This window comes from Aureispira sp. CCB-E (genome assembly GCF_031326345.1).
Classification (GTDB): domain Bacteria; phylum Bacteroidota; class Bacteroidia; order Chitinophagales; family Saprospiraceae; genus Aureispira.
This window is the reverse complement of sequence record NZ_CP133671.1, coordinates 3,439,482-3,461,634: the sequence shown is the minus strand read 5'-3', so window position 1 is coordinate 3,461,634 and position 22,153 is coordinate 3,439,482. Positions and strand designations below refer to the sequence as shown.

The window sequence follows — 22,153 nt, the reverse complement described above, 5'->3', positions numbered from 1 at the left end:
TTTTTATTTTTCATAAAAAAGCTCTAACATAGCATAGGCATTATCATAATACAATAAAATGGCTACCTATAAAAAATTATGTTTTTTAGGCATTATGAGCAAGGTAATCCCCCAAAACATGATACTCCAAATTATTAATCCTAAGGAATAAGGTAATGTCCAGCACACAAGAATAATAAATTGAGGATGTATGTTAATTGTTATTAAGTAACTTAGATGGTTCCATAAAATCAAGGTTAAACAAATGACCATTACTACCGAAGAAATAATAAATACGCCCCAAATAATCGACTCTCCTTTTATATCTAGACCTTCAAAAAAAGTTCTTACAATAAACACTCCTAAAAGTAGAGAAAGACCAGAAAGCAAGAAGCCTCCTATATATTGGGTTTGTAGTAAAAAAAATGTTGCTACTCGTGACATCTCCCCTCTCTCAATATATTCATAAAACTCATGTACATCATGAAAACCTACAAGTACATGCATGATACCAATAATTGCTATTTCTAATTGAATAAATCCAATGGTATCTTCACTAAAAAACTCTTTTAATAATATTTTCTTTGATTTATCGTCATCAAGTATCGGACTAGGCATAAGTATTCTGTTTTACAAATAAAAACTTCATTTCTTTAAAATACTTTTTATAGAGAAATATTACAGCTGCATAATAGATATTAAATAAGTAGTCAGAGAAAATAATAACAAAAAATGAGATTATTTTCTGTTAATCGAAGAAGAAGGCAGTTTCAGCTCTGCTGCTACTGCGTGGTACTTGTCATTTTTTTGAACGATTACTTAAATATAATAATTCCTTAATTAATCGTTGAATGTATTTATAAATAAGAATCTTTCACACCATTTAGAAAAGGAGATAAACGACTATTAATCCAATCCTAACCACCTAATTGTATTTAAAGAATTAACTATTTTTGACTAAGATTATGTAACTTGGATTTATCATGGAGATAGTTATGGTCATTTGGGGCTTGAGATAGGAAATGTTTTTTTGTTTTTATAAACGCAATCAACTGGTAGCAGAAATCAACTTGCATAAAAAAATTACCTCAAGTTGACACCTACAAAATTTGCGCTATTCGGAAATATATTTTACTCCTGAAAGTGCTGTTTTTAAAATAAGGGGTAATAGAAGTTCATTTAAGATCTACCCAATGTTTATAGCCATATTTTTGAATTGTCTCAATGCAAACATCTTTATCTCTTTTTTTAACTCATGACTTAAATCAACTTATATATGGCATCTGCATTTTGGACATTAGAAGATGGTAGAACATTCGCTCGAAGATGGTCGGCTATGGCATTTATCCTTCAGTTAATCACTGCTGAACTAAAAAGCATTGATGGTGCGGAAGAATTCTGTGCTTATCTAGAGAAATTCGTTTTTAAGGAAGAGGAAGGAGACATAGCCAATGGTTTTGGTGGATTTATTAGAGATAGGGAAATTGTTATGTTCAACTTTGATTTGAGGTCTTTTACTCCAACAAACCAAGGTTATTTTTGGCAGGCTACTCAGAACGCATTGGCTAAACAAAAAAGTATTCAAAATAGTAATAATGAAATAGTAGTATTTCTTCTTACAACACTATTAGACATGCATAAAAGAATTCAACTTAGAGAAAACCCTATGCAACTAAATCACTTAAAAACAATAACGCCTGCCCCCAAAGAAAAACTTGGTCCTGGATGGTAGTCTTTTTAAAACTGCTAAGAGCAATGACGCCTATAGTATATTCTCATGGTTCCAGAAATTACACCTTATTTTTACAGTTAAATATATAATATGTTCAACTCCACTCATGAAAAAATGCAGTACTTGATTTCTACTGCTCAAATTGAAAATATTGAGTTAGCATTTCAACTAGCTCAAAGCCAAAATGTACCCATAATAGAACTATTAAAGCCATGGAAGTATTTACTAGAATTCACTCAAATTAATGAAAAATCTCTTACCCAAAGTCTTTGTAAGATGCTACATTTAGAACGGCTCATTTTTATTAACAAAGAAAAAAGGAAGGTTTCATCAATTCCCGATACAATAGGTAAATTAAAAAAACTTAAATCAATAGTCATAACGGAACAGTTGTTACAATCTATTCCTGAAAGCATTGGTGAATTAAGCGATTTGACCTTATTAAGTTTGTATTCAAATAACATCACTTCTATTCCCGAAAGTATTGGTCAACTCGTTAAATTGAAAAAATTTAATCCTTACGACAACAAATTGACTTTTATTCCAGAAAGTATTGGAAACTTAACGGAGCTCACAAGTATTAACTTATTAAGCAATAGGCTATCCCAGTTACCAGAAAGTATTCATAAATTGACTAATTTAAGATACCTTACCCTTGAAAACAACCTCTTTCAAGAGTTCCCTTGTTGTATCCTTCTGTTACCTCAATTGGAAATCTTAAACCTGAATAATAATCTTCTGACAGCCCTCCCCCCAAACATTCATCAACTCCAAAAATTAGAACGACTTTATTTGAGACATAATCGAATCAAACATTTACCTAAAGCAATGAGCTCTCTTACGAATCTAAAAGAATTGTATTTAGGAGGTAATTCTATTCCCAAACAAGAAGTAAAAGATTTAAGAAAAAAACTCCCTAATTGTACAATATACTACAACAAAAACTAATCATTCCTCCTCTTTATAATTCAAAGCATAATAAACAGACCGCTCATTTACTACAAGCTGCATTTTCTTAATTTATAATGTCTCAATACAATATTTCCTAGGGAATATAGCCTCTATAATTCTACATAATTCGCTAAAAAGTTATACAGAATTAATTATATTTAGATTATTAATTTCCTAATCAAACTATCCCTTACTCATGTACTCTAAAAAAGAAATAAATGCTCTCTTTGAAATTTTTAAATCTGGAACTATTGAAAATATTGAATTAGCTTTACAATTATCTAAAGAATCAGACCTAGACTTATCGTTGGTACACTTTGAAACGCTATTCGACTATTTATTAAATATTGGTGCATTTAATGCCTCTCCTAAAATATCGTTGGCGTACAAAATTCATCAAATCTTAACCACTACATCTCTTTCTATAACCATAAAGGATACTGCATTTGCAATTCTCCCAGCCAGCATCTATCTCCTAAAAAACCTAAAACAATTAACTATTGCCGCCCATGTAGAAATATATGTTCCCCAAACCATCTCTTATTTCAATCATCTCGAAGAACTAGAAATTTACCTTCTAGATCAAGAAAAAATTCCTTTATCAATTTTTGAAATTTCATCTCTAATAAAACTTGATTTGAGTCTAAACCTATTTACTGAACTTCCTCGTGAAATATGGCAATTAAGAAACCTAGAAGAACTCAACCTTTTAAATTGTATTTATTTACACACGATTCCCAATGAATTATTTGGACTACCTAAACTTAAAAATGTCTATCTTTTACAAACTTTAGTTAATGAAATTTCCCCCTCTATTGCTTACTCTCCTATTCAAAACTACGTCCTCGAAATTAGCTCAGCTGAAGGGAAAAAATTAATGGCGACTCCAAAACTAGGGACAAAAATGCTACGACATATGAACCATGAGACTAAATGGGGACGAGCCTTTCACGATGCCATGCAATCACGCAAATTCTTCAATCAAAAAATTGAAAATATCCCTCATCCTATTAAGCAACAAGGACTGAATGCGATAAAAGAATATTTTAAAGGAAAATAACACCTCATCCTATGTTTACGATTAAATATCTTCCCATTTGTATTGTATTGTTTTTAGTTGCTTGCGACAATTCAACCGCTCCAGCATCTAAAGAATTGATTAACACCAACAACACTACCTCAAGAGATTCTATTGAAAAAAAGGAAACACATACACTCCAAGCTATCAATCCTCAGACATTTCCACAAGGTTTTTGGATAGGAAAAAGCTATTATGATTCTCTTCAAAATGGCAACTTGACGTCTCTATTTATAGAAAACCATCTAAAAACCTATATCGCCAACAATCAAGGACAACTTGAAATTGGCAATGCTTATGGCATTCAGAATGGAACGGTTTCTATGGTAAACGGACATTATTACTTTCAGCCTGCTTACCCTCAAAAAAAAGCAGATTACTTTTTTGATATTAAAGAAGATAATCATTCTTTTTTGCTTTCTACTAACTTTTATTGGGGTGCTCAATATGTTGATGAATTAAATCAAGATACGATGTACATCAAAGTTAGTGATGACATAGATGATAATAACCAAGATGGCTTCTATCAACTCGAATTTCCAATTGAATTGTTATATTTTAGCGGAAACTATGAAGTCTTAGATAAGAAAACCAACCAAGTTTATCCTAATGTAAAAATTGAAAACCATTCTATTCAAAATTTTATCAATGGTACAAATTATCCATTTGATTATGAATCCTTTTTCAGTGGCTCTCATGTCGTGTATATAGCACTCGAAGAAAAATATGGAAGAACCTATGAACTTAATTCTTCCGAAAGAACCTATTACTTGCCTTCTGAAAGAAAATATTTTGTTGTTGAAGATACCGAAAAAGGCTTTCAGCTTTTTCAATTACTACAACCTTCCCTTAACAATCCTAACGGTTGTGTAGAAGCCCATGATATAGAATCTGAAGCAGAAAAAGGAGAGCTATTATTTGTATTTTCTAAAAAACTATAATTCGAAGGTATTCTATATTGTTGGTCAACATCTATATTCCCCCTTCGAATATACAAAAAAACATATGAATTATTCGCCTAAAAAATTTGATTTAATCTTAGTTGATTTACAAGAAAAGCTCTGTATAAATTGGAAATCAGAGTTTTCAGCATTTGATAATGTGAGAGTACACAATGGCTATTTTCAAGAAATCAGTCACTATGATTGTATAGTTAGTCCTGCCAATTCTTTTGGTCTTATGGATGGTGGTATTGATTTAGCTATTCGGAACTATTTTGGTATGCAACTCCAATATGCTGTCCATAAAGTTATCCTAAAAGAGTTCTATGGAGAACAACCAGTAGGAAGCTCTGTTATTGTTGAAACAGCTGATGAAAATCATCCCTTTCTTGCGCACACACCGACAATGAGAGTCCCCAAAAACATTACCCAAACAGATAATGTTTACAATGCTATGTTTGCAATGCTCAGAGCAGTAGCGAATCACAATAAATCCAATCATTACAAAATAAAAACGGTTCTTTGCCCTGGACTTGGAACAGCAACAGGTAATGTTCCTCTAAAGGAAGCCGCTAGACAAATGGCTTTAGCTTATAAAAACTTTCTTAAACCAACAAGAAATCTCGTTTGGAAAAACTTAATCCATCGAGATCAAGAAATTACTGGCAGCAAGTAAAATCGCTTCTCTTTAACACTCATTTTATCCCCAACATTATGAATCAATACGAACTATTACAACTCCTCCGACACAATGCTAAACAAGCAGCGGTACAACTACCTAAAAGCCTTAATATTTTCTTAGAAAAGACCACTCTGATAATAGATATTCCTACCAAAAGAACGCTTGAAAATATGCAAACAGATGGCGCTGCCATTGAGAGTTGGATTTTTCTTTTAAAAAGATGGATTCCTAAAATTGAAAAAGTAATTATTAAATGGGAGTCTCTTCCACCAGATTATATTTCTACCAAAGAAAATGCAGTATACCATTATCAACGTTTTTTATATAGAATGGATAAAATTTCTAAAGCTTTTCCTTGGGTAACCATTCCCCCTTCCAATCAATTGGATCTTGCTACTTCAACATTCAAAACAAGCAAGAACCTTCTTATGAATACACCTTCTACCAAACGCGCTACCAAAACTGTTGTCAAAAAAGAGCTAGAAGCATATACCGAAAGCGAATTGGAAGCCCTTATTTTGTTTGATCCACAGACTTCTAATGCCTTTAAACAGCATTTCAACTTAAAAAAAATTGATTATCAGCTTCCTGTTGGCATTTTTGAAGCTAATATCAGCAATTCTACTAGAGTTTTTTCAGGTCGTAAGAGTGCTATTGATATTTGGGGTATAGATCAAGATGATAATTGCTGCCTATTTGAACTAAAAAAAGCCCAAAATCGGAAAGTAGGTGTACTTTCTGAAATGTTTTTCTATGCTCATATACTACTCGATGTTTTGAATAAAAACATACAATTTGCTCAAAACAATCAGTACATTCAGCCAATTCTCAACACCAAAAAAGTTAAATGCTTTTTACTTGCTCCCTATAGCCATCCATTAATTGATAAGACAGTATTCCAATTAATGAACACCTCCCAATTTGGAATACAATATGCCCAAGCCTTCATTCAAGAAGCAGATTCTCAAAGCATTCTTTTTAGTGATTTCTCAGCCAAGTAGTGTTCAAGAGTTATCGGAATGAAATCTTGCGTTTGCGCTCGTGTAACGCTTTTAAGAATTGCTCTAACTCTATTTCATCGTTGATATATACTTGTCGAGCTTTGGAGCCTTCATTGGGTCCTACAATGCCTGTGTTTTCCAATTGATCCATAATACGTCCAGCTCGGTTATAGCCTAATTTAAGACGGCGTTGAATCATAGAAGTAGATCCCTGTTGATTCATTACTACCAAACGAGCGGCATCATCAAAATGCTCATCAAGTTCGTGCAAGACTTGATTTAATTTTTGCTCACTATCATTTCCACTTCCACCTTCTTCTCCATAGGCAGGCAGTAAGAATGGCTGTGGATAGCCAGGTTGACTGGCAATATGATTAATGACACGTTCCACCTCTGGCGTATCTACAAAAGCACATTGAATACGAATTAAATTCCCTCCAGAAGAAAGCAACATATCTCCGCGTCCAATCAACTGGTCAGCACCTCCACCATCTAAAATTGTTCTAGAATCAATTTTAGATGTTACTTTAAAAGCAAGACGTGCTGGGAAGTTTGCTTTGATAATACCTGTAATAATATTCACCGATGGACGTTGCGTCGCAATAATTAAATGTATACCAACAGCACGAGCCAACTGCGCCAAGCGACCAATTGGTAGCTCAACTTCTTTTCCTGCCGTCATAATCAAATCTGCAAACTCATCAATAATTAAGACAATATAAGGCATAAAGCGATGCCCTTTTTCAGGATTGAGTTTGCGCGCAACAAATTTTTGATTGTACTCTGTGAGGTTACGAACCGAAGCCTTTTTTAATAGATTGTAACGCTCGTCCATCTCGACCGTTAAAGAATATAAAGTTTGGACAACTTTGGTTACATCCGTTACAATTGCCTCTTCTTCATCTGGTAAGTATCCTAAATAATGAGCAGAAATTCGATTGTATAAAGATAATTCTACCTTCTTAGGATCAATCAAAATCAACTTCAATTGCGAAGGGTGCTTCTTATACAGCAAGCTCATAATAATGGTATTAATACCAACCGACTTACCTTGCCCTGTTGCCCCTGCTATCAATAAATGCGGCATTTTGGCTAAATCTGCAATAAACACCTCATCAGAAATTGTTTTACCTAGAGCAATTGGCAAATCCATTTTAGCTTCTCTATACTTCTTAGAAGCCAATACTTCTTTCAGAGAAACAACTTGTTTGTTCCTGTTAGGAACTTCTATACCAATCGTACCTTTACCTGGAATTGGTGCAATGATACGAATTCCTAGTGCAGCCAAACTCAAAGCAATATCATCTTCTAAACTTTTAATTTTAGAAATGCGAACTCCTGGAGCTGGAATAATCTCATAAAGTGTCACTGTAGGACCTATTGTTGCTTTTATTTTTACAATTTCGATCTTGTAATTTAGCAATGTCTCTATAATTTGATCCTTGTTCGACTCTAGTTCTGCTCGATCTATAACTGGTTTTTGGTCGTCATAACTTTCTAACAAGTCGATAACAGGGTTTTCATACCTAGGCAAATCCAGTGTCGGATCATAAGGTTCAAAATGGTCTTTATTTTCCTCAGCAATACCAATATCAATCGTATCACCTTCTTTTGAAATTTCCATTTCTAATTCCCCATCATTCTCCTCCTTAAGTTTTTCCTTAGCTGCCTTTTCCAAATCTAAAGACAATTGATTTTGAGTCAATTTTTTGACTTTATTTTCCAACTCATCTTTGGTTGATTGCTTGATAACTTTTGGAACTTCTAGCTCTGCTGTATTAGGACTTGTTTCTGTCGTATTATTTGCATCTTCGACTACCGTTCCCGTCTCAGTTGTATTGGTAGCAACCGAAGTTTTTAAAGTATTCGTTTTCGGTTTCAGCACGGTAACAGTTTTCATTTCTGGTGCTTCTGGTTCTGGTTGCGCCTCTGGAGTCAAACGGAAAAGACTTTTGAGTGTTGCTAGTAGATTGCTAACAGAAAAAGCACTTTTAATCTCCTCTACCGTTAAACCATCTTTAAAGTTTGGATTTTTATTCCAAACAACAAATCCTAGAAAAGCAAATATTAAAATTGCGATTGTTCCAATTGCTCCTACTAAACCATCTAACACTCCTACCAAAAACCTTGTTATGGCACCTCCCCAAGGAAATTCGTAGCCTTGAAAAACAAATGCAAACAAAAAACTCGTCCAAAGCATGGTCAATATAGAACGCTTATAAACAGGTATTAGTTTTTTGAGGGGTGTTTCAACAATTAAACTCATTCCTGTTGTAAATAACAGAAATACCAATATGAAAGAAGAAAAGCCAAACCCATAATAGATAAACTGGTGCGACAACACTGCCCCCAATCGTCCTAGCCAATTCTCCATATCATGTGGAGACAATAGAACAGACCAGTTGGCTTTGTCCATATCTTCCTTCCAAGTAAACAGGTAAGAGGAAAATGCAATAAAAAGGTATAAAGTAAAAAATAAGCAAAACAGTCCTACTAACTTTGGAAAACGATCGTCTTGTACTCCTCCCTTTATAGAAACTTGTTTTTTCTTCTTTTTAGCCATTCTTTTATAAAATCAATGATTGAAATTAGTAGTCCAATTACCTTGGGATGGGCTATAACAAAATTACGAATCTGCGAAACACGTTAAGTGAAATGAGTTTACATACTTCTATCACAAAGATGATGTTGTATTTTCATACCTACAACATGTTCTTTTTATTCAAAAAGTAAAATTTAGCCAACTACTATTTTTACAGCCAACAAAAATAAGTAATAATATTGATGTTTAAAGGATTTCAAGGCAAAAATGTCATGTTTTTGCTGATGTCAGAGTTCTTGTGTACGCAAATTTGTGTTGAAATGCTTCTTGAATCTATTTTTAGTTGACGAATCAAAAGCTTTTAGAACAATTAAAATTCTTTTTTGTTATAATCAACATTCGCAATCGCCGAACTGATTTTATAATTCGTAATTCCATAGAGTATTCTTATATTTGCAGCATGAAAGAATTAGCCTATTTAAATAAATATTTTGCGCAATACAAATGGCGTTTTTTATTAGGAATTGTATTTATTGCAATCTCTAATTATTTTCGTGTCTGGCAGCCACAAATCATCCGTTATTCGCTGGACTTAGTAATTGAAAACGTAACGCTCTATGGCTTGTACGACGGTTTTTCTGTCAAAGACCAATTATTTGAACGAATAGGAAGTATCCTATTTTTCTTTATGATTTTGGTCATTAGTTTTGCCTTTCTAATGGGCTTTTTTATGTTTTTTATGCGCCAAACGTTGATTGTGATGTCAAGGTTAATCGAATATGATTTGCGCAATGAAATATATGCACACTATGAGAAGTTAACCCTTGCCTTCTACAAACGCAACAATACAGGCGACTTGATGGCAAGAATCACCGAAGATGTCAACCATGTACGTATGTATTTGGGACCAGCGGTTATGTATAGCATCAATTTAGTGATTTTGTTTACCATGGTGATTTATTCCATGATACAGGTTAGTCCTACGTTGACATTATATTCTTTAATTCCTCTTCCTATTCTTTCGCTATCCATATACTACGTCACTAGTATTATCAATAAAAAAAGTGCTCGAATACAAGCACAATTATCTGTTTTAAACAGCTTATCACAGGAAGTCTACTCAGGAATACGTGTTGTCAAATCTTATGGACAAGAAAAAGCAATGGGAAACTTCTTTAAGACAGAAACCGAAGATTTCAAAACAAAATCACTAGAATTGGCTAAAGTAAATGCCTTCTTTCATCCTCTAATGCTCTTTTTAATTGGAATTAGCACCATTATTACAATTTATGTAGGTGGACTGTTGGTGATGAGTGGTGAAATTTCTACTGGAAACATTGCCGAATTTGTCATTTATATTAATATGCTAGCTTGGCCTGTTACTTCGATTGGGTGGGTAGCCTCGATCATACAAAGAGCCGCTGCATCTCAAAAACGAATCAATGATTTTCTAAAAACAGAGCCCGATATTGATATTGACCACACCGCTCCAGTTACGCCTATAAAAGGAGAGATTGAGTTTGATAAGGTGACCTTTGTATATCCAGATACAGGTATTACTGCCCTGAAAAACATTTCTTTTAAACTGAAAAAAGGGGAAAAAATGGCGATTATTGGTCGCACAGGATCAGGGAAAACAACCATTGCAGATTTACTACTGAGAATGTACGACACCGATAATGGACAAATTTTAATTGACAACCAACCCATCCAGAAGCATAATTTAGCTCATCTAAGGGCAGCAATCGCTTATGTTCCTCAAGATGTCTTCTTATTTTCTGATTCTATTTATAACAATATCGCTTTTGGAAAAACAGACGTTGACGAATCAACCATTCGAGAATACGCCAAACACGCTGCTGTTTATGACGATATCATGAATTTGCCAGAACAGTTTGATACTGTTGTTGGTGAGCGTGGTGTCACACTTTCGGGAGGACAAAAACAACGCATTTCTATTGCTCGTGCTTTGATCAAAGAACCAGACATCGTTTTATTAGATGATTGTTTGTCTGCTGTTGACACCAAGACAGAAGCTCAAATTACGGACTATTTAAATACTGCTTGTGCAGATAAAACAACCATTATCATTACCCACCGCTTGTATGCTGCATTGCAATTTGATCAAATAATAGTTTTGGATGATGGTAAAATTACAGAAATGGGAACTCATGAAGAATTGATGCAAAACAACGGGTATTATTATGAAATGTATGAAAACCAGCGTTTAGAAGAAGTTGAGTAATGTAATATTTAGCAAATAAAAAATCAATCATGCCAACACCTAAAGTATATGAAACCGAGCGACTTTTTTTAAGTCCTACATCTGCTGATGATGCTGCCTTTGTATTAGAACTCTTGAATAGCCCCAAGTGGATTCAAAACATTGGAGATCGAAATGTACACTCACTAAAAGAAGCAGAAGATTATATTACCAATAGAATGCTTCCCCAATTAGAGAAATTGGGCTTTTCTAATTATACTTTAATTAGAAAATCAGATGGTGCCAAAATGGGTTCTTCTGGCTTGTACAATCGCGAAGGTATTGAAGGGGTTGACATTGGCTTTGCGATGTTGCCCGAATTTGAGGGAAAAGGTTATGCGTTTGAGGCTGCTAATAAATTGATGACATTAGCCAAAGAAGAGTTTAAACTTTCCAAAGTTAGTGGCATTACTATAAAGACCAATAAAGCCTCTCAAGGTCTACTAGAAAAATTGGGGCTAAAATTTTCTAAAATAATTCAACTAGATGGCGATGCCGAAGAGTTAATGCTTTATGAGTTAGAATTATAAAAAGATACTAAAGTATAGCATTTTGAATTTGCATTGAATTAGTTGTACAGCAATATATAAGCATTTAAAGAGGTAGCTATTAATAACCACACAAAATAAGGCAACATCAAAAAGGCTTTGGCTTTCATAGTAGATCGGTATCCAAATAAAAAATACCCTACTAATATTGTCAATAAACTAATGACGATTAAACCCAACAAAACATAGTGATAAACAAAAAAGAGGGGGTTCCACCCTACGTTCAAAATCCATTGAATACCAAATAGGATAGCTAATTTTGTTTTGTCCATTACTTCTTCCCATGCATAAGCCATAAAAATGGAAAAACAAATCATTATTGTTGTCCAAGCAGCTCCAAACACCCATCCTGGTGGTGTCCATGGTGCTTTGTTAACACTTTGGTACCATTCTCCATTAACAGCTGCATTGGTTGCCAAGCCCCCTAGTGCCAAGGCTCCAAAGTTAATCACTAAAAAAATAACTAGGTTTTTAAGAACTGTAGAACTCATAACTCAAAGCATTTTTATTTTTATTAACAATATTGATCTACAATAGTTCATTAAAACCATGTAGTAAAGCTAGTGACTGGCTTTTGTCATGCCTCAATTCTTGTTCTCCTTATACATTTTATGTACCAAAGAACACGACAAAATAAATACGTTTGCTTTACTATAGAAAGCTCCTTTTCAAGCTCAACTCCAATCAAAAAGATGGTATAAATTCACCTATTTCATGCCAAACAAATAAATCTATACCACCGTTTTTTTTTTGCTTTAGCCTCTATCTCTACAAAGATGTATTTTCTACTTTATCATAAATTTGGCTTAATACTGTTGGATCTTGTATTTTATCATCTTTAGCCAATAACAAAACCTTTGACATTAACTCAGCAGAACGAGGATCGTCGTCTACAAAAGGCAAAAATAAGCGACCACGATGCTGAGAATGAACAGGTAAAATAGAAAGATAGCGTCCTGGTATCTTATGACACACAGCACTTCCTAAATGCACCGTATAGCGTCCCATAGTACCATCTATGTAAACATGGTGTTTTTGAGTGCTAACATTCTTCAATTTGAACAGTCGAGCTGTTTCCTCTACCAAGACGGCTCTCATTTCAATTGTTGAATGGCTTGCCTCTGGGTCTACCCCTCCAACATGTGCCACACTGACCACTAAATCAATATCCCGCATCACTTCGCTAAACAATCTAGGTTCTAAATCTTCAAAGGCAACAGGCTTGTATGTTTTTCGATTAAAAAACTCCACTGTTTCTAAAGTAGGGCTTTCAACATCCGCAGGCGAGAACCAGTCTGCCATTGCATACATTTTGGCAATAATCCCCTCCTTGTGATAAACTTTTTGCAAGCCTTCTTCATAATCAACCGTCCACCCTCTAGTTTTTAAAAGAGCAACTGTTTTTTTAGGTTGAACTTGATGCCCTGCATATCGACGAGAAATAGTTCTCTCTTTCAATTCATCGGGCGTTGCCAAATAAAGCTCTCTAAATATCTGCTTAAAAGGTTGCTTTATTTTTTCATCAAAACAATAACGCTGGTACGCAGACCAATCTCCATCTTGATAAAGATCTGAACAATGAGCAATCCATACGGTTTCTCCCCATTCATACTTCTTATTATGGACACTTTTAAGCCCTTCTGTTGTAGCAAAACCTAGTTGGTTGTTGCTTTTGAGCACTAGTTTTTTTAGCATCGGTTCTACCACAGGATGTTGTAGCAAATTTTGTATTTCTGAGGTTGTAAACGCATCCCCATTGACCATAGCTTCTTCTAGGCTTTTACGGGTACGGGTATATTGGTTTCGAAGTGTTTTATTAAACGCTTTTAATTCCACAACTGCTTTCTCTTTTCGTAGTTTGGCAGGTATAGCATTTAATTTTTTGCCTTGTTTTTCACAAACAATAGACGATTTACCCAACTCATCAATCGTTAAATAAATTTCAACAGCACCAAAAGTTAACCTTTTAGCTTTCTCCATAATTTGATGTGCCTCGGCAGCCTCCATTGCCCAAGTCAATCGAATAGGATCGCTATATCCTGCCGTTCTAGCTAAATTATCCATTGCAATCCGTACTGCTAAACCTTCACTTGCTTGACGTTGCGAACCAAACTGCTTGCTCTCTTTCTTAAATTGCTGCAAGTACTGATACCGTTTAAGCAAATCTTTTTCTCGATTCGCTCTACTCAATGGAACCAAACCATACACCCGCAAATAGTCTTGGTTTCGCTTCTCCTTGACACGTTGTGTTACTTCTTTAATCTTTGTGTTGCCTAAAATTACATCGGCATACAATTGCGCTCGTTTATGCCCTCTCCCATCAGAAATATATTTTGCCGCATCGTACAGGACTTTCCATTTGGCTTTCCCCATATTTTTATACGCTGCTTTGAACCACTCAGTGTCTACTGCCCCATCCTTAAAATCAGTTACTTGAACTTTGGAATATTTTGCAATCTCTGTTTCTGTTTCAGCCGTATGATAAGCATTTGTATGCGCGTGCAACCACCAAATAGCCGAGTCCAATCCTTTCCACTTCAAGTAAGTACTAACAAAAGGAATCCATTGTTGGGCATAAACCGCCGCCTCTATCAAACGTTTATCTGATAATTTTGCCTCTTTCACCAACTCATTAAAGTCCTGTTGAGTTTCTGTTTTGAGCGGTTTACAACTTTTCAGAAGTTCACTCAATATTTGCTTTTTACTATAATCCGAGCCACTCCAAACATACCCCCTGTTCAAACTCTCTTTTCCCAATGCTTTAAAAATTTGAACAAAATTATGAATGCCGTAAATTTCTGATAAACTTTGTGCCAACGGAGTAACGAGCGTAGAGCTATCTCCCCTAGCCAACTCAATTTCCAAAATTCGATCTCGGCATTTTTTCAAAACATCGGCTAAAAAAGGAAAACGTTCTAAGTAGTTAAATGCTTGTGGATGCTTGTTTCTTTGTGTCAACAATCGAATAGCATCAGGTTTCAATACTCTATGATATAGCTCATCTATAGTAATCAAATTCAATTCGTAAGCTCTAGCTACATCAATCAATTGAGGTAATAGATAATCAGCCTCCTCAGCTTCTTTGGGCAATGTTGATTTGCACCAATGTTCCATCTTCCAATAAGATTTAAACGCTTCGTCCGAAAATGCTATACTATTATTTTTATAAGCATTATAAGGAACTGAAAATGCAACTAAATCTCTCCAAGTTCTTACATTCGTTTGCCAACGATTCTTTTCTATTACTGCCTTATCAATTTCACCTTTAGGCACCACAGCCATTAATTGAGCTATCAGACCTTTCAAAAAAGCCATTTTCTCTTGGTAGGGAAAGGCGTAAACCAATAACTCCAATATCTTATAAATTGGATTTTGCCAATAATAAGTTCCTATTTTAGGGATATTGGGGTAATAGGTATAACACTCAAACTGTTTCTGTACTTTTGACTTAGTTTGAATGATTTGTACGTTCTTATTTTGATTTAATAAAAATAAATCACAAGGGGTCAACTTAGCATCTTCATACCATTTTAACCAAACTTCGGATAGCGGATAATTCTGAATATGTTCTTCTCTTGTTGCCTCTTCTCCCAAATCGTTTGAAATCTGTCTAAACTGATTCCCCAGTACGATTACCTCTCGCTGTCCTCCCCAATGCTGTACCTCGTACTCGTAGTCTTGGTATTTTTGAACTAGATCGTGTAGTTCTTTCAACGCATTTTCTATCTTTTTTGCAGGCATACTCAATCCTAATGGATTTTTCTTAGTACGTTCCACATACTCTCCTTCACTTGGCTTTTTTGGTTGAACAGCAGCTGTTTTCACTAATGGGTCGTATAAACCAAGACCATTTTCCCAAGTGTACTCCTGTCTTGTTTCTTGTGTATTGACAATATTTTGCAGCAAAATTGATTCTGCTTCTGTTAATGTGGGGCGTTCTTGGTATTTTTGAGCCGTAGTAACCGTCCAATCTTTTAAGGTTTCGTCTGTGTATACTTGGTTCAAAATATCCAATCCAGCCAAACGTTGATCAATTGACTTCGAGGCTACCAAACGCTCTGTACTAGCAATGATTTGCGGCTTGTCTTTTTTTAGAATTAACTGAATCACACTTTTTCGGGTTGCCGCACTTTTTCGTTTTAACAACAATTCGAATTGCTGTACCTCTTCATCGTTTAGCTCTGCATTTTTCAAAGCATTCATTCCTGTGTCTCGAATTAATTGCCCCCTATCGGTTAGAATAGTAAATGCAAACTCTCGCTGAAATGGTGTTAACACTCCCTTATTCTTTTTATTATCATTGTTATAATAAGGATAATACGTAGGCAATATAATCTGAGTCACCTGCTCTCGATCAGCCACAGACATTTTAGAAAAATGGGGTAAAATTAACCGTACATCCTCTTCTTTGGTCGCATCAATCAATTTTAGCATTGCTTTATATGCCATCGAAGGATGAATCTCAACACTTAACCAAGAAAATACCATGTTAGAAAGACTTTTCCCCTTTTTGGGAATTCGTTCCAACTGCCCTTCTATATTTCTAAAAATTTGTAAACCACGAGCATTAGAAACCAAATATTGATCATTAAAGGTATAGGAATTAAACGCCCTTAATCCCCAATACAACAACTTCAGATTTTCTTCCTTCAGTGCCTCCTCTGCAAATTCCAATTCTAGTTTACCAACTTGAGTTTGGTTTGCAAAATACAAAGCCAAGCAGCGTTTTTCTATCGTTCCTTTTTCCCACAAATATTGAATAAAAGGGTAACACTGCTCAACGTCTAACACGCCTTGCGCCCACAAAGCCATATACACCTCTGTATTATCTTTGTCTTTGATAGCATTGGGAATCAACTCTGGATTGTTCAAATAGTTGCTTCCTGCTTCCAAAAAACGCTTTACAGTACTTTGCTTGGCTCCTTCCCAACCTAATCCAGCCCACGTATCTACTGCTCTTACAACCGACGAAAATCTTGTTAAATTATGCTCTAAGATTACCTCTATTAAGTACTTCATGGCTCCTAAAGAAGTTTCATCCAAACATTCTAATATCGTTTGTCTCAATCCTTCTTGGCGTTGTGCACTCAGCAACAAATCTTTAACAGCCTTCCAAGCTTCTTCTTTGGTAGATAATAATAAAGCCTTGATAATTTGCCGACTTACTTTTCCTTTTGGATGTCGTTGATAGACAATATCCAATAATAACTGAAATATAGCTTCATCTCCTGCATCAATCGCAGCAGCCCATACATGTGCCTTCCAATTGCTTCCATAAGTGTACAAAGCATGGTCGTTGATGATGTACGTTTCCATGTCCAAATTGTACGACAACTCTATGTTGAGTTGTATTAAGAAGTTCAGTTGATTGACTCTTGTTGTGTAAGTTAAATGAGGCGCACGAAAAGATCGTCTATAATACCCACTTTGGTAAGCTAATTCAGGGATTTTATGCCATGCTTGTTGAATGTACTTTACACGTTCTTTGCCATAAAAATATTCTAATACCGCTTCATATTCGGCACACCACAAATCCTCATTCTTATATAACTCATTAAATTTAGCATAGCGCTTTGAAAATAAATCAACTGTTTCTTGATAAATCCAATAGTAACTATTGCGTTGGTTTGATCTTAATTCAGGAAAACCGTTCACCAATATTAAAGCCATTTCTAAAGCGTTTTTAGACAACTTGACGGTTGAATTCCCCAACAAACTTGCTACTTCAACTACTTTGGTTTCAGAGGAACCTAAGGCTCGTTTCAATTTTAATAATAAACCTTTTTCCGAAGAGTAATGCTTACTTAATTGTTTGCAAGCATTTTTGCACTTTTCGTTGATATAGTTTGTTTGTAAATCTACTTGGTTTTCCATTGTTAAATTGGGTGTTTAGCTACGCTCATATTGCGTAATTGTATAATTTTTTTCTGAATGATTGTTGCTGCTTATAATTGAATAAAGGTTTACCAAATGCTCCCCGCTAAGAATGTCAGGCGAATAAACGTAAAAACACTGTCTTGGTTGAGTTCTACGATTTGCTCTAATGACTCAATGGGATCATCATTTAGAAATACAGCGAATAAACCATCTTCAAAAGCTTCTAAAGCAGTTTTTATAGCTGCTTCCTCTTGAGCAATCGTTGTATTTTCAGTGTCACCAAAACTAATTTTCCCTTCTTGGCTAGCTTGATTAAGTTGTTTCGTACTCAAAATGTTGAGAACAATAGGAGTTGTTTTTTGAAGGTTATAAGCTCGTACCTGTTGCTGGACAATTGCTGTTAACAAGGAACGAAAGGTAGTTTTTGTTTCGAGAAGTTCTATTGAAAGCGTGGCTTTATCAATGATGGGGTGTTTTTTTCCCAATTGCTTGATAGAGTAATGGATTTCCATGTGGTGTGTTTGATGTTATTACTAGTATTGTAATTGTAACCAGTATTAAGTAATTAGTCGTAAAAACTAGCTGTATTACTATGTTTGGTTTTAACAAATTATTAGAGCCAATAACTCCAATATTAAAACCTCCCTATATACTCAAATAACGATCACAATGTTTCAAAATCACTAAATTAATTACATTTTTATTTTTTCTGTACCATTGTCCTTTAGATAATCCAGCAAGTACAATCTTGATTTTCAAAATAATACTTACTGCATTCTACTACAAATAAAAATAGGCTGCAATTTCTTACAACCTATTCAATATCTTTATTAATGATTCGTTACAATACCTCTTCATCATCGTATTCTATATGTTTCCGATGTCCTTGAAAAGGAATTTTGAGCAAGGCTACGACATCTTCGGTAACTTCTTTATCCATATAAGTATCTACCCCATAAATCAATTTAGAATTATCAACGACTACATATGTTCCAAAAATTCGATCCCAAAACGAAAAGATATTACCATAATTAGAATCTGAATAAGGTTGACGGTAATGGTGGTGTACTCGATGCATATTGGGCGTACAAAACACTAACCTTAATGCCGTATCTAGCCAAGATGGCATTTTGACATTAGCATGATTGAATTGCGTTAGAATGACTGACAATGTTTGGTATAAAAACACCAACCAAATTGGCGCACCAACAATTAAAACTGCTGCTGTGGTAAATAAGAATCGAATGACGCTTTCTCCTGGATGATGTCGATTGCCTGTTGTCGTATCTACATTTTGGTCGGTATGATGAATAACGTGAAACTGCCACATCCATGTTACATGGTGTTCAATATAATGCGCCAACCAAGCACCTATAAAATCCATTAGTAACAAACCAAGTGTCATAGAGACAAAAATAGAGGCTCCGATCCAATTTAAAATTCCAAAATTATTTGTCTCAACAAAAAGAGCTGCCCAAGCTAAAATAAATGCCATAGCAAAATTAATGACAATCGTTGTCATTGTAAAAAAGATATTCAACCCTGTGTGTTTGGTCTTGTTGTAAGACGCTTTGAATAGTGGAAGTGTGTTTTCTATTAAAAAAAAGATAAATAAACCTCCAAACAAATAACCTGCTCGGTGTAGGGGAAGGTGTTCCAACCTAGAAAAGTAGTCTACAATAGCATCCATAAAATTCCTGTTTTTTAATTGATTGATTTTGGAGGGATTCTTCTAGAACTAATATAATAAGTTGCTAGTTAGATTTTTAATAAAAATGCTATTTTAAGGTTTAATACTTCGTGATTTTTTGATTATTACATAAATTAGTAGTTAGCTACGCTGCTAACTATTGATAAATATAACTTAGCTCTACAAAAAAAAGCCATTCTAAGAATGGCTCCTAGAATGACTTTCTATTATTGTATGTCTATAATTTATGTTTCTCTTGCGTGTATATATTTGCCTTGAGTTATTGCCGTCATCTCAAGCGATTAAACCAATTGCTTCTTTTGAAATCTTGAAGAAACAACCAATTCCTTGCTCCCTTTTTCATATTTGTAGAAACCTTCCCCTGTTTTGCGTCCCAAATAACCTGCTGTCACCATATTTACCAACAATGGACATGGAGCATACTTAGGGTTGCCAAAGCCGTCATGTAAAACGTTTAAAATAGACAAGCATACATCCAAACCTATAAAATCGGCTAATTGCAATGGTCCCATAGGGTGCGCCATTCCTAGTTTCATAACCGTATCAATTTCTTCCACTCCTGCCACACTTTCGTATAACGAGTAAATTGCCTCATTAATCATAGGCATCAAAATTCGATTCGCAATAAATCCAGGGTAATCGTTTACCTCTGTAGGGATTTTTCCTAAATTTTTTGACATTGCCATAATGGTTTCTGTTACTTCATCTGAAGTAGCATAACCACGAATTACTTCTACCAATTTCATCACAGGCACAGGATTCATAAAGTGCATGCCAATCACCTTATCGGGACGGCTAGTTTCAGCAGCTATTTTAGTAATTGAAATAGAAGATGTATTGGTTGCTAAAATCGCATTGGCAGGAGCAGCAGCATCAATTTGTCTAAATATTTTCAACTTTAAGTCAATATTCTCCGTTGCTGCTTCTACGATTAAGTCTGCTGATGCAGCAGCTTCATCTAGGTTTGTTGAAGTTGTAATATTTGATAGAGTTGCCGCCTTATCTTCTTCGGATATTTTTTCTTTTTTAACCATTCGGTCCAAGTTCTTCGAAATAGTAGCCAACGCTCTTTCTAGTGCAGCTTCTGAAATATCTACTAAAGATACAGCATAATCATGCATGGCAAAAACGTGTGCGATTCCATTTCCCATCGTTCCCGCACCTATTACAACAATATTTTTCATCATTTTAGATTTAAAAGTGAGTTATTCTTCAATGTTCAACAATGACACAAAGATACAGAAGTAGATTCAAAATTCATCATTTCTAGTGGTATTCCTTCTGGGTAAAAGTCGCAGGTTAGTATCAATGAGTAGCTAGTAAGCCACGAACATTCTCTCTATAAATTTCATCACATTGAGCTCATAAAACAAAAGCCTATTTCTAAAAAAGAAACAGGCTTTGTAAAACATATTTTTATTAAAATCTTAAGGCCAAATACCCAATGCAGTATAATCGCTTCCGATTTTTTCGATAGCATAAACAAATGCAGCAGTACGTAAATCTTTGATGTATTTTCTTTTCAAAGTATCACGGATACCATTATAAGCAGTAATCATTGTTTCCTCTAGTCCAGAGCGAACTAAGTCTACCTCATCGGCACCAAATGTCAACAATTTACGCTCGTTGTCACTCAACTCCTTTCCAGTCATTTTCAAGACCAAGTCAACCAACAATTCGTAACGATTGCTTTCAAAACGTTTTTGCATACGACCAAAACGCATGTGAGAAAGGTTTTTCAACCACTCAAAATAAGATACAGTTACCCCACCTGCATTGGCGTACATATCAGGAATAATCAAACATCCTTTGTCCAACAATACTTCTTCTGCTTCTGGCGTAACAGGACCATTTGCTGCTTCTACAATGATTTTAGCTTTAATTCTATCAGCATTGTCTTCGTTAATTTGATTTTCTAAAGCTGCAGGAACCAAGATATCACATTCTAATTCCAAAGCATCCCCTCTATTTTCTAAAGTTGTTGTACCAGGGAATCCAATGATAGATCCAGTTTGTTTTCTAAAGTCCAATAAAGCATGAATATCGATTCCATCCTTATTATAAATTGAACCTTCGTATTCAGCAACACCAATAATTTTAACATTACCTTCGTCTTGAGAAATCATTCCTGTATAAGAACCTACATTTCCCAAACCTTGGATAACCATTGTTTTTCCAGCTAGCCCCGTTGTCAAACCTAGAGCAGCCATATCTTCTTCGTAGTTACAAGCTTCACGAACAGCGTAGTAAACACCACGACCTGTTGCCTCAGTACGACCTGCGATACCATTTTGAGAAACAGGCTTACCAGTAACACATCCAGCAGCATCAATTTCACCAGGATTTAAGGCAGCATATGTATCCATAATCCAAGCCATTTCACGAGGTCCTGTTCCATAATCAGGAGCAGGAACATCCATACCTGGACCGATAAAATTTTTGCGAACCAACTCAGCAGCATAACGGCGAGTGATTTGTTCTAATTGTTCTTCTGTATAATCTTTTGCATTGATTTTAACCCCTCCTTTTGCACCACCAAATGGTACGTCTACAACGGCACATTTATAGGTCATCAAAGCAGCTAAAGCCATTACTTCGTCTTGATTCACTCCCGTGCTGTAGCGAATTCCTCCTTTAGTAGGAGATCTATGGTTCGAGTGTTGTACACGGTATGCTTCAATTACTTCTACCGAATCTCCTATTTTAACAGGAAAATTCATGCGGAAAACGGCGTTACAACCTTTAATTTGCTCAAGCAATCCACTAGACAAATCTGTATGTTTGGCTGCTTTATCAAAATTTTTCTCGACTCCTTCAAAAAAGCTATAATCTGACATAGTTTTTTTTG

General features: G+C 35.1%; 16 protein-coding genes. 8 read left to right on the top strand and 8 right to left on the bottom strand.

Going from position 1 to position 22,153, the window contains the following annotated elements:
* Positions 1-66: 66 nt before the first annotated feature.
* The gene (locus QP953_RS13390; RefSeq protein WP_052598323.1) at positions 67-597 is read right to left on the bottom strand and encodes a hypothetical protein; all 531 of its coding nucleotides are present in this window, start codon (positions 595-597) and stop codon (positions 67-69) included.
* Positions 598-1,255: 658 nt separating this feature from the next.
* On the opposite strand from QP953_RS13390, the gene QP953_RS13385 reads away from it, so the two are divergent.
* The 6 genes from QP953_RS13385 to QP953_RS13360 all read left to right on the top strand — a co-directional run bounded on the left by QP953_RS13385 (position 1,256) and on the right by QP953_RS13360 (position 6,364).
* On the top strand, positions 1,256-1,711 hold the full coding sequence (locus QP953_RS13385; RefSeq protein WP_309555410.1) for a hypothetical protein: 456 nt from the start codon (positions 1,256-1,258) through the stop codon (positions 1,709-1,711).
* A 90-nt stretch (positions 1,712-1,801) separates the two neighbouring features.
* Positions 1,802-2,659: a leucine-rich repeat domain-containing protein gene (locus tag QP953_RS13380; protein WP_309555409.1), complete on the top strand. Its 858-nt coding sequence runs from the start codon at positions 1,802-1,804 to the stop codon at positions 2,657-2,659.
* 199 nt (positions 2,660-2,858) lie between these two features.
* Positions 2,859-3,722 carry a hypothetical protein gene (locus tag QP953_RS13375; protein ID WP_309555408.1) on the top strand — a complete coding sequence of 288 codons (864 nt, stop codon included), beginning with the start codon at positions 2,859-2,861 and terminating at the stop codon, positions 3,720-3,722.
* A gap of 11 nt (positions 3,723-3,733) precedes the next feature.
* On the top strand, positions 3,734-4,681 hold the full coding sequence (locus QP953_RS13370; protein WP_309555407.1) for a hypothetical protein: 948 nt from the start codon (positions 3,734-3,736) through the stop codon (positions 4,679-4,681).
* A gap of 64 nt (positions 4,682-4,745) precedes the next feature.
* Complete coding sequence (locus tag QP953_RS13365) at positions 4,746-5,357, top strand: macro domain-containing protein (protein ID WP_309555406.1); 612 nt, start codon at positions 4,746-4,748, stop codon at positions 5,355-5,357.
* A gap of 38 nt (positions 5,358-5,395) precedes the next feature.
* Positions 5,396-6,364: a hypothetical protein gene (locus QP953_RS13360; protein WP_309555404.1), complete on the top strand. Its 969-nt coding sequence runs from the start codon at positions 5,396-5,398 to the stop codon at positions 6,362-6,364.
* Positions 6,365-6,374: 10 nt separating this feature from the next.
* Here QP953_RS13360 and QP953_RS13355 read toward each other — a convergent pair whose 3' ends face one another.
* The gene (locus tag QP953_RS13355) at positions 6,375-8,927 is read right to left on the bottom strand and encodes a DNA translocase FtsK (RefSeq protein ID WP_309555403.1); all 2,553 of its coding nucleotides are present in this window, start codon (positions 8,925-8,927) and stop codon (positions 6,375-6,377) included.
* A gap of 439 nt (positions 8,928-9,366) precedes the next feature.
* Between QP953_RS13355 and QP953_RS13350 the strand changes: the two genes are divergently transcribed.
* Positions 9,367-11,151 (top strand): ABC transporter ATP-binding protein, encoded by a 1,785-nt coding sequence (locus QP953_RS13350; protein WP_052598354.1) that lies wholly within the window; start codon positions 9,367-9,369, stop codon positions 11,149-11,151.
* Between the two features lie 29 nt (positions 11,152-11,180).
* The gene (locus tag QP953_RS13345; RefSeq protein ID WP_309555402.1) at positions 11,181-11,699 is read left to right on the top strand and encodes a GNAT family N-acetyltransferase; all 519 of its coding nucleotides are present in this window, start codon (positions 11,181-11,183) and stop codon (positions 11,697-11,699) included.
* A gap of 38 nt (positions 11,700-11,737) precedes the next feature.
* Here the strand turns inward: QP953_RS13345 and QP953_RS13340 are convergent, their stop codons facing one another.
* From QP953_RS13340 to QP953_RS13315, 6 genes are all read right to left on the bottom strand, one after another.
* On the bottom strand, positions 11,738-12,208 hold the full coding sequence (locus tag QP953_RS13340; RefSeq protein ID WP_052598315.1) for a TspO/MBR family protein: 471 nt from the start codon (positions 12,206-12,208) through the stop codon (positions 11,738-11,740).
* Between the two features lie 277 nt (positions 12,209-12,485).
* Positions 12,486-17,591, bottom strand: coding sequence for a DUF4132 domain-containing protein (locus QP953_RS13335; RefSeq protein ID WP_309555401.1), 5,106 nt, complete (start codon positions 17,589-17,591; stop codon positions 12,486-12,488).
* Between the two features lie 89 nt (positions 17,592-17,680).
* Positions 17,681-18,106: a hypothetical protein gene (locus QP953_RS13330; RefSeq protein WP_052598313.1), complete on the bottom strand. Its 426-nt coding sequence runs from the start codon at positions 18,104-18,106 to the stop codon at positions 17,681-17,683.
* A gap of 329 nt (positions 18,107-18,435) precedes the next feature.
* Positions 18,436-19,284, bottom strand: coding sequence for a sterol desaturase family protein (locus QP953_RS13325; RefSeq protein WP_052598309.1), 849 nt, complete (start codon positions 19,282-19,284; stop codon positions 18,436-18,438).
* 302 nt (positions 19,285-19,586) lie between these two features.
* Positions 19,587-20,489 carry a 3-hydroxybutyryl-CoA dehydrogenase gene (locus QP953_RS13320; protein ID WP_408913535.1) on the bottom strand — a complete coding sequence of 301 codons (903 nt, stop codon included), beginning with the start codon at positions 20,487-20,489 and terminating at the stop codon, positions 19,587-19,589.
* Between the two features lie 243 nt (positions 20,490-20,732).
* Positions 20,733-22,142, bottom strand: a complete 1,410-nt coding sequence (locus QP953_RS13315; RefSeq protein WP_052598307.1) for a Glu/Leu/Phe/Val dehydrogenase — start codon at positions 22,140-22,142, stop codon at positions 20,733-20,735.
* Between the last annotated feature and the right edge of the window lie 11 nt (positions 22,143-22,153).

Coding starts and splice junctions, on each gene's coding strand:
- QP953_RS13315 (WP_052598307.1), bottom strand. CDS start 22,142: ATGTCAGATTATAGCTTTTTTGAAGGAGTCGAGAAAAATTTTGATAAA.
- QP953_RS13355 (WP_309555403.1), bottom strand. CDS start 8,927: ATGGCTAAAAAGAAGAAAAAACAAGTTTCTATAAAGGGAGGAGTACAA.
- QP953_RS13325 (WP_052598309.1), bottom strand. CDS start 19,284: ATGGATGCTATTGTAGACTACTTTTCTAGGTTGGAACACCTTCCCCTA.
- QP953_RS13385 (WP_309555410.1), top strand. CDS start 1,256: ATGGCATCTGCATTTTGGACATTAGAAGATGGTAGAACATTCGCTCGA.
- QP953_RS13330 (WP_052598313.1), bottom strand. CDS start 18,106: ATGGAAATCCATTACTCTATCAAGCAATTGGGAAAAAAACACCCCATC.
- QP953_RS13360 (WP_309555404.1), top strand. CDS start 5,396: ATGAATCAATACGAACTATTACAACTCCTCCGACACAATGCTAAACAA.
- QP953_RS13365 (WP_309555406.1), top strand. CDS start 4,746: ATGAATTATTCGCCTAAAAAATTTGATTTAATCTTAGTTGATTTACAA.
- QP953_RS13370 (WP_309555407.1), top strand. CDS start 3,734: ATGTTTACGATTAAATATCTTCCCATTTGTATTGTATTGTTTTTAGTT.
- QP953_RS13375 (WP_309555408.1), top strand. CDS start 2,859: ATGTACTCTAAAAAAGAAATAAATGCTCTCTTTGAAATTTTTAAATCT.
- QP953_RS13390 (WP_052598323.1), bottom strand. CDS start 597: ATGCCTAGTCCGATACTTGATGACGATAAATCAAAGAAAATATTATTA.
- QP953_RS13340 (WP_052598315.1), bottom strand. CDS start 12,208: ATGAGTTCTACAGTTCTTAAAAACCTAGTTATTTTTTTAGTGATTAAC.
- QP953_RS13380 (WP_309555409.1), top strand. CDS start 1,802: ATGTTCAACTCCACTCATGAAAAAATGCAGTACTTGATTTCTACTGCT.
- QP953_RS13345 (WP_309555402.1), top strand. CDS start 11,181: ATGCCAACACCTAAAGTATATGAAACCGAGCGACTTTTTTTAAGTCCT.
- QP953_RS13335 (WP_309555401.1), bottom strand. CDS start 17,591: ATGGAAAACCAAGTAGATTTACAAACAAACTATATCAACGAAAAGTGC.
- QP953_RS13320 (WP_408913535.1), bottom strand. CDS start 20,489: ATGAAAAATATTGTTGTAATAGGTGCGGGAACGATGGGAAATGGAATC.
- QP953_RS13350 (WP_052598354.1), top strand. CDS start 9,367: ATGAAAGAATTAGCCTATTTAAATAAATATTTTGCGCAATACAAATGG.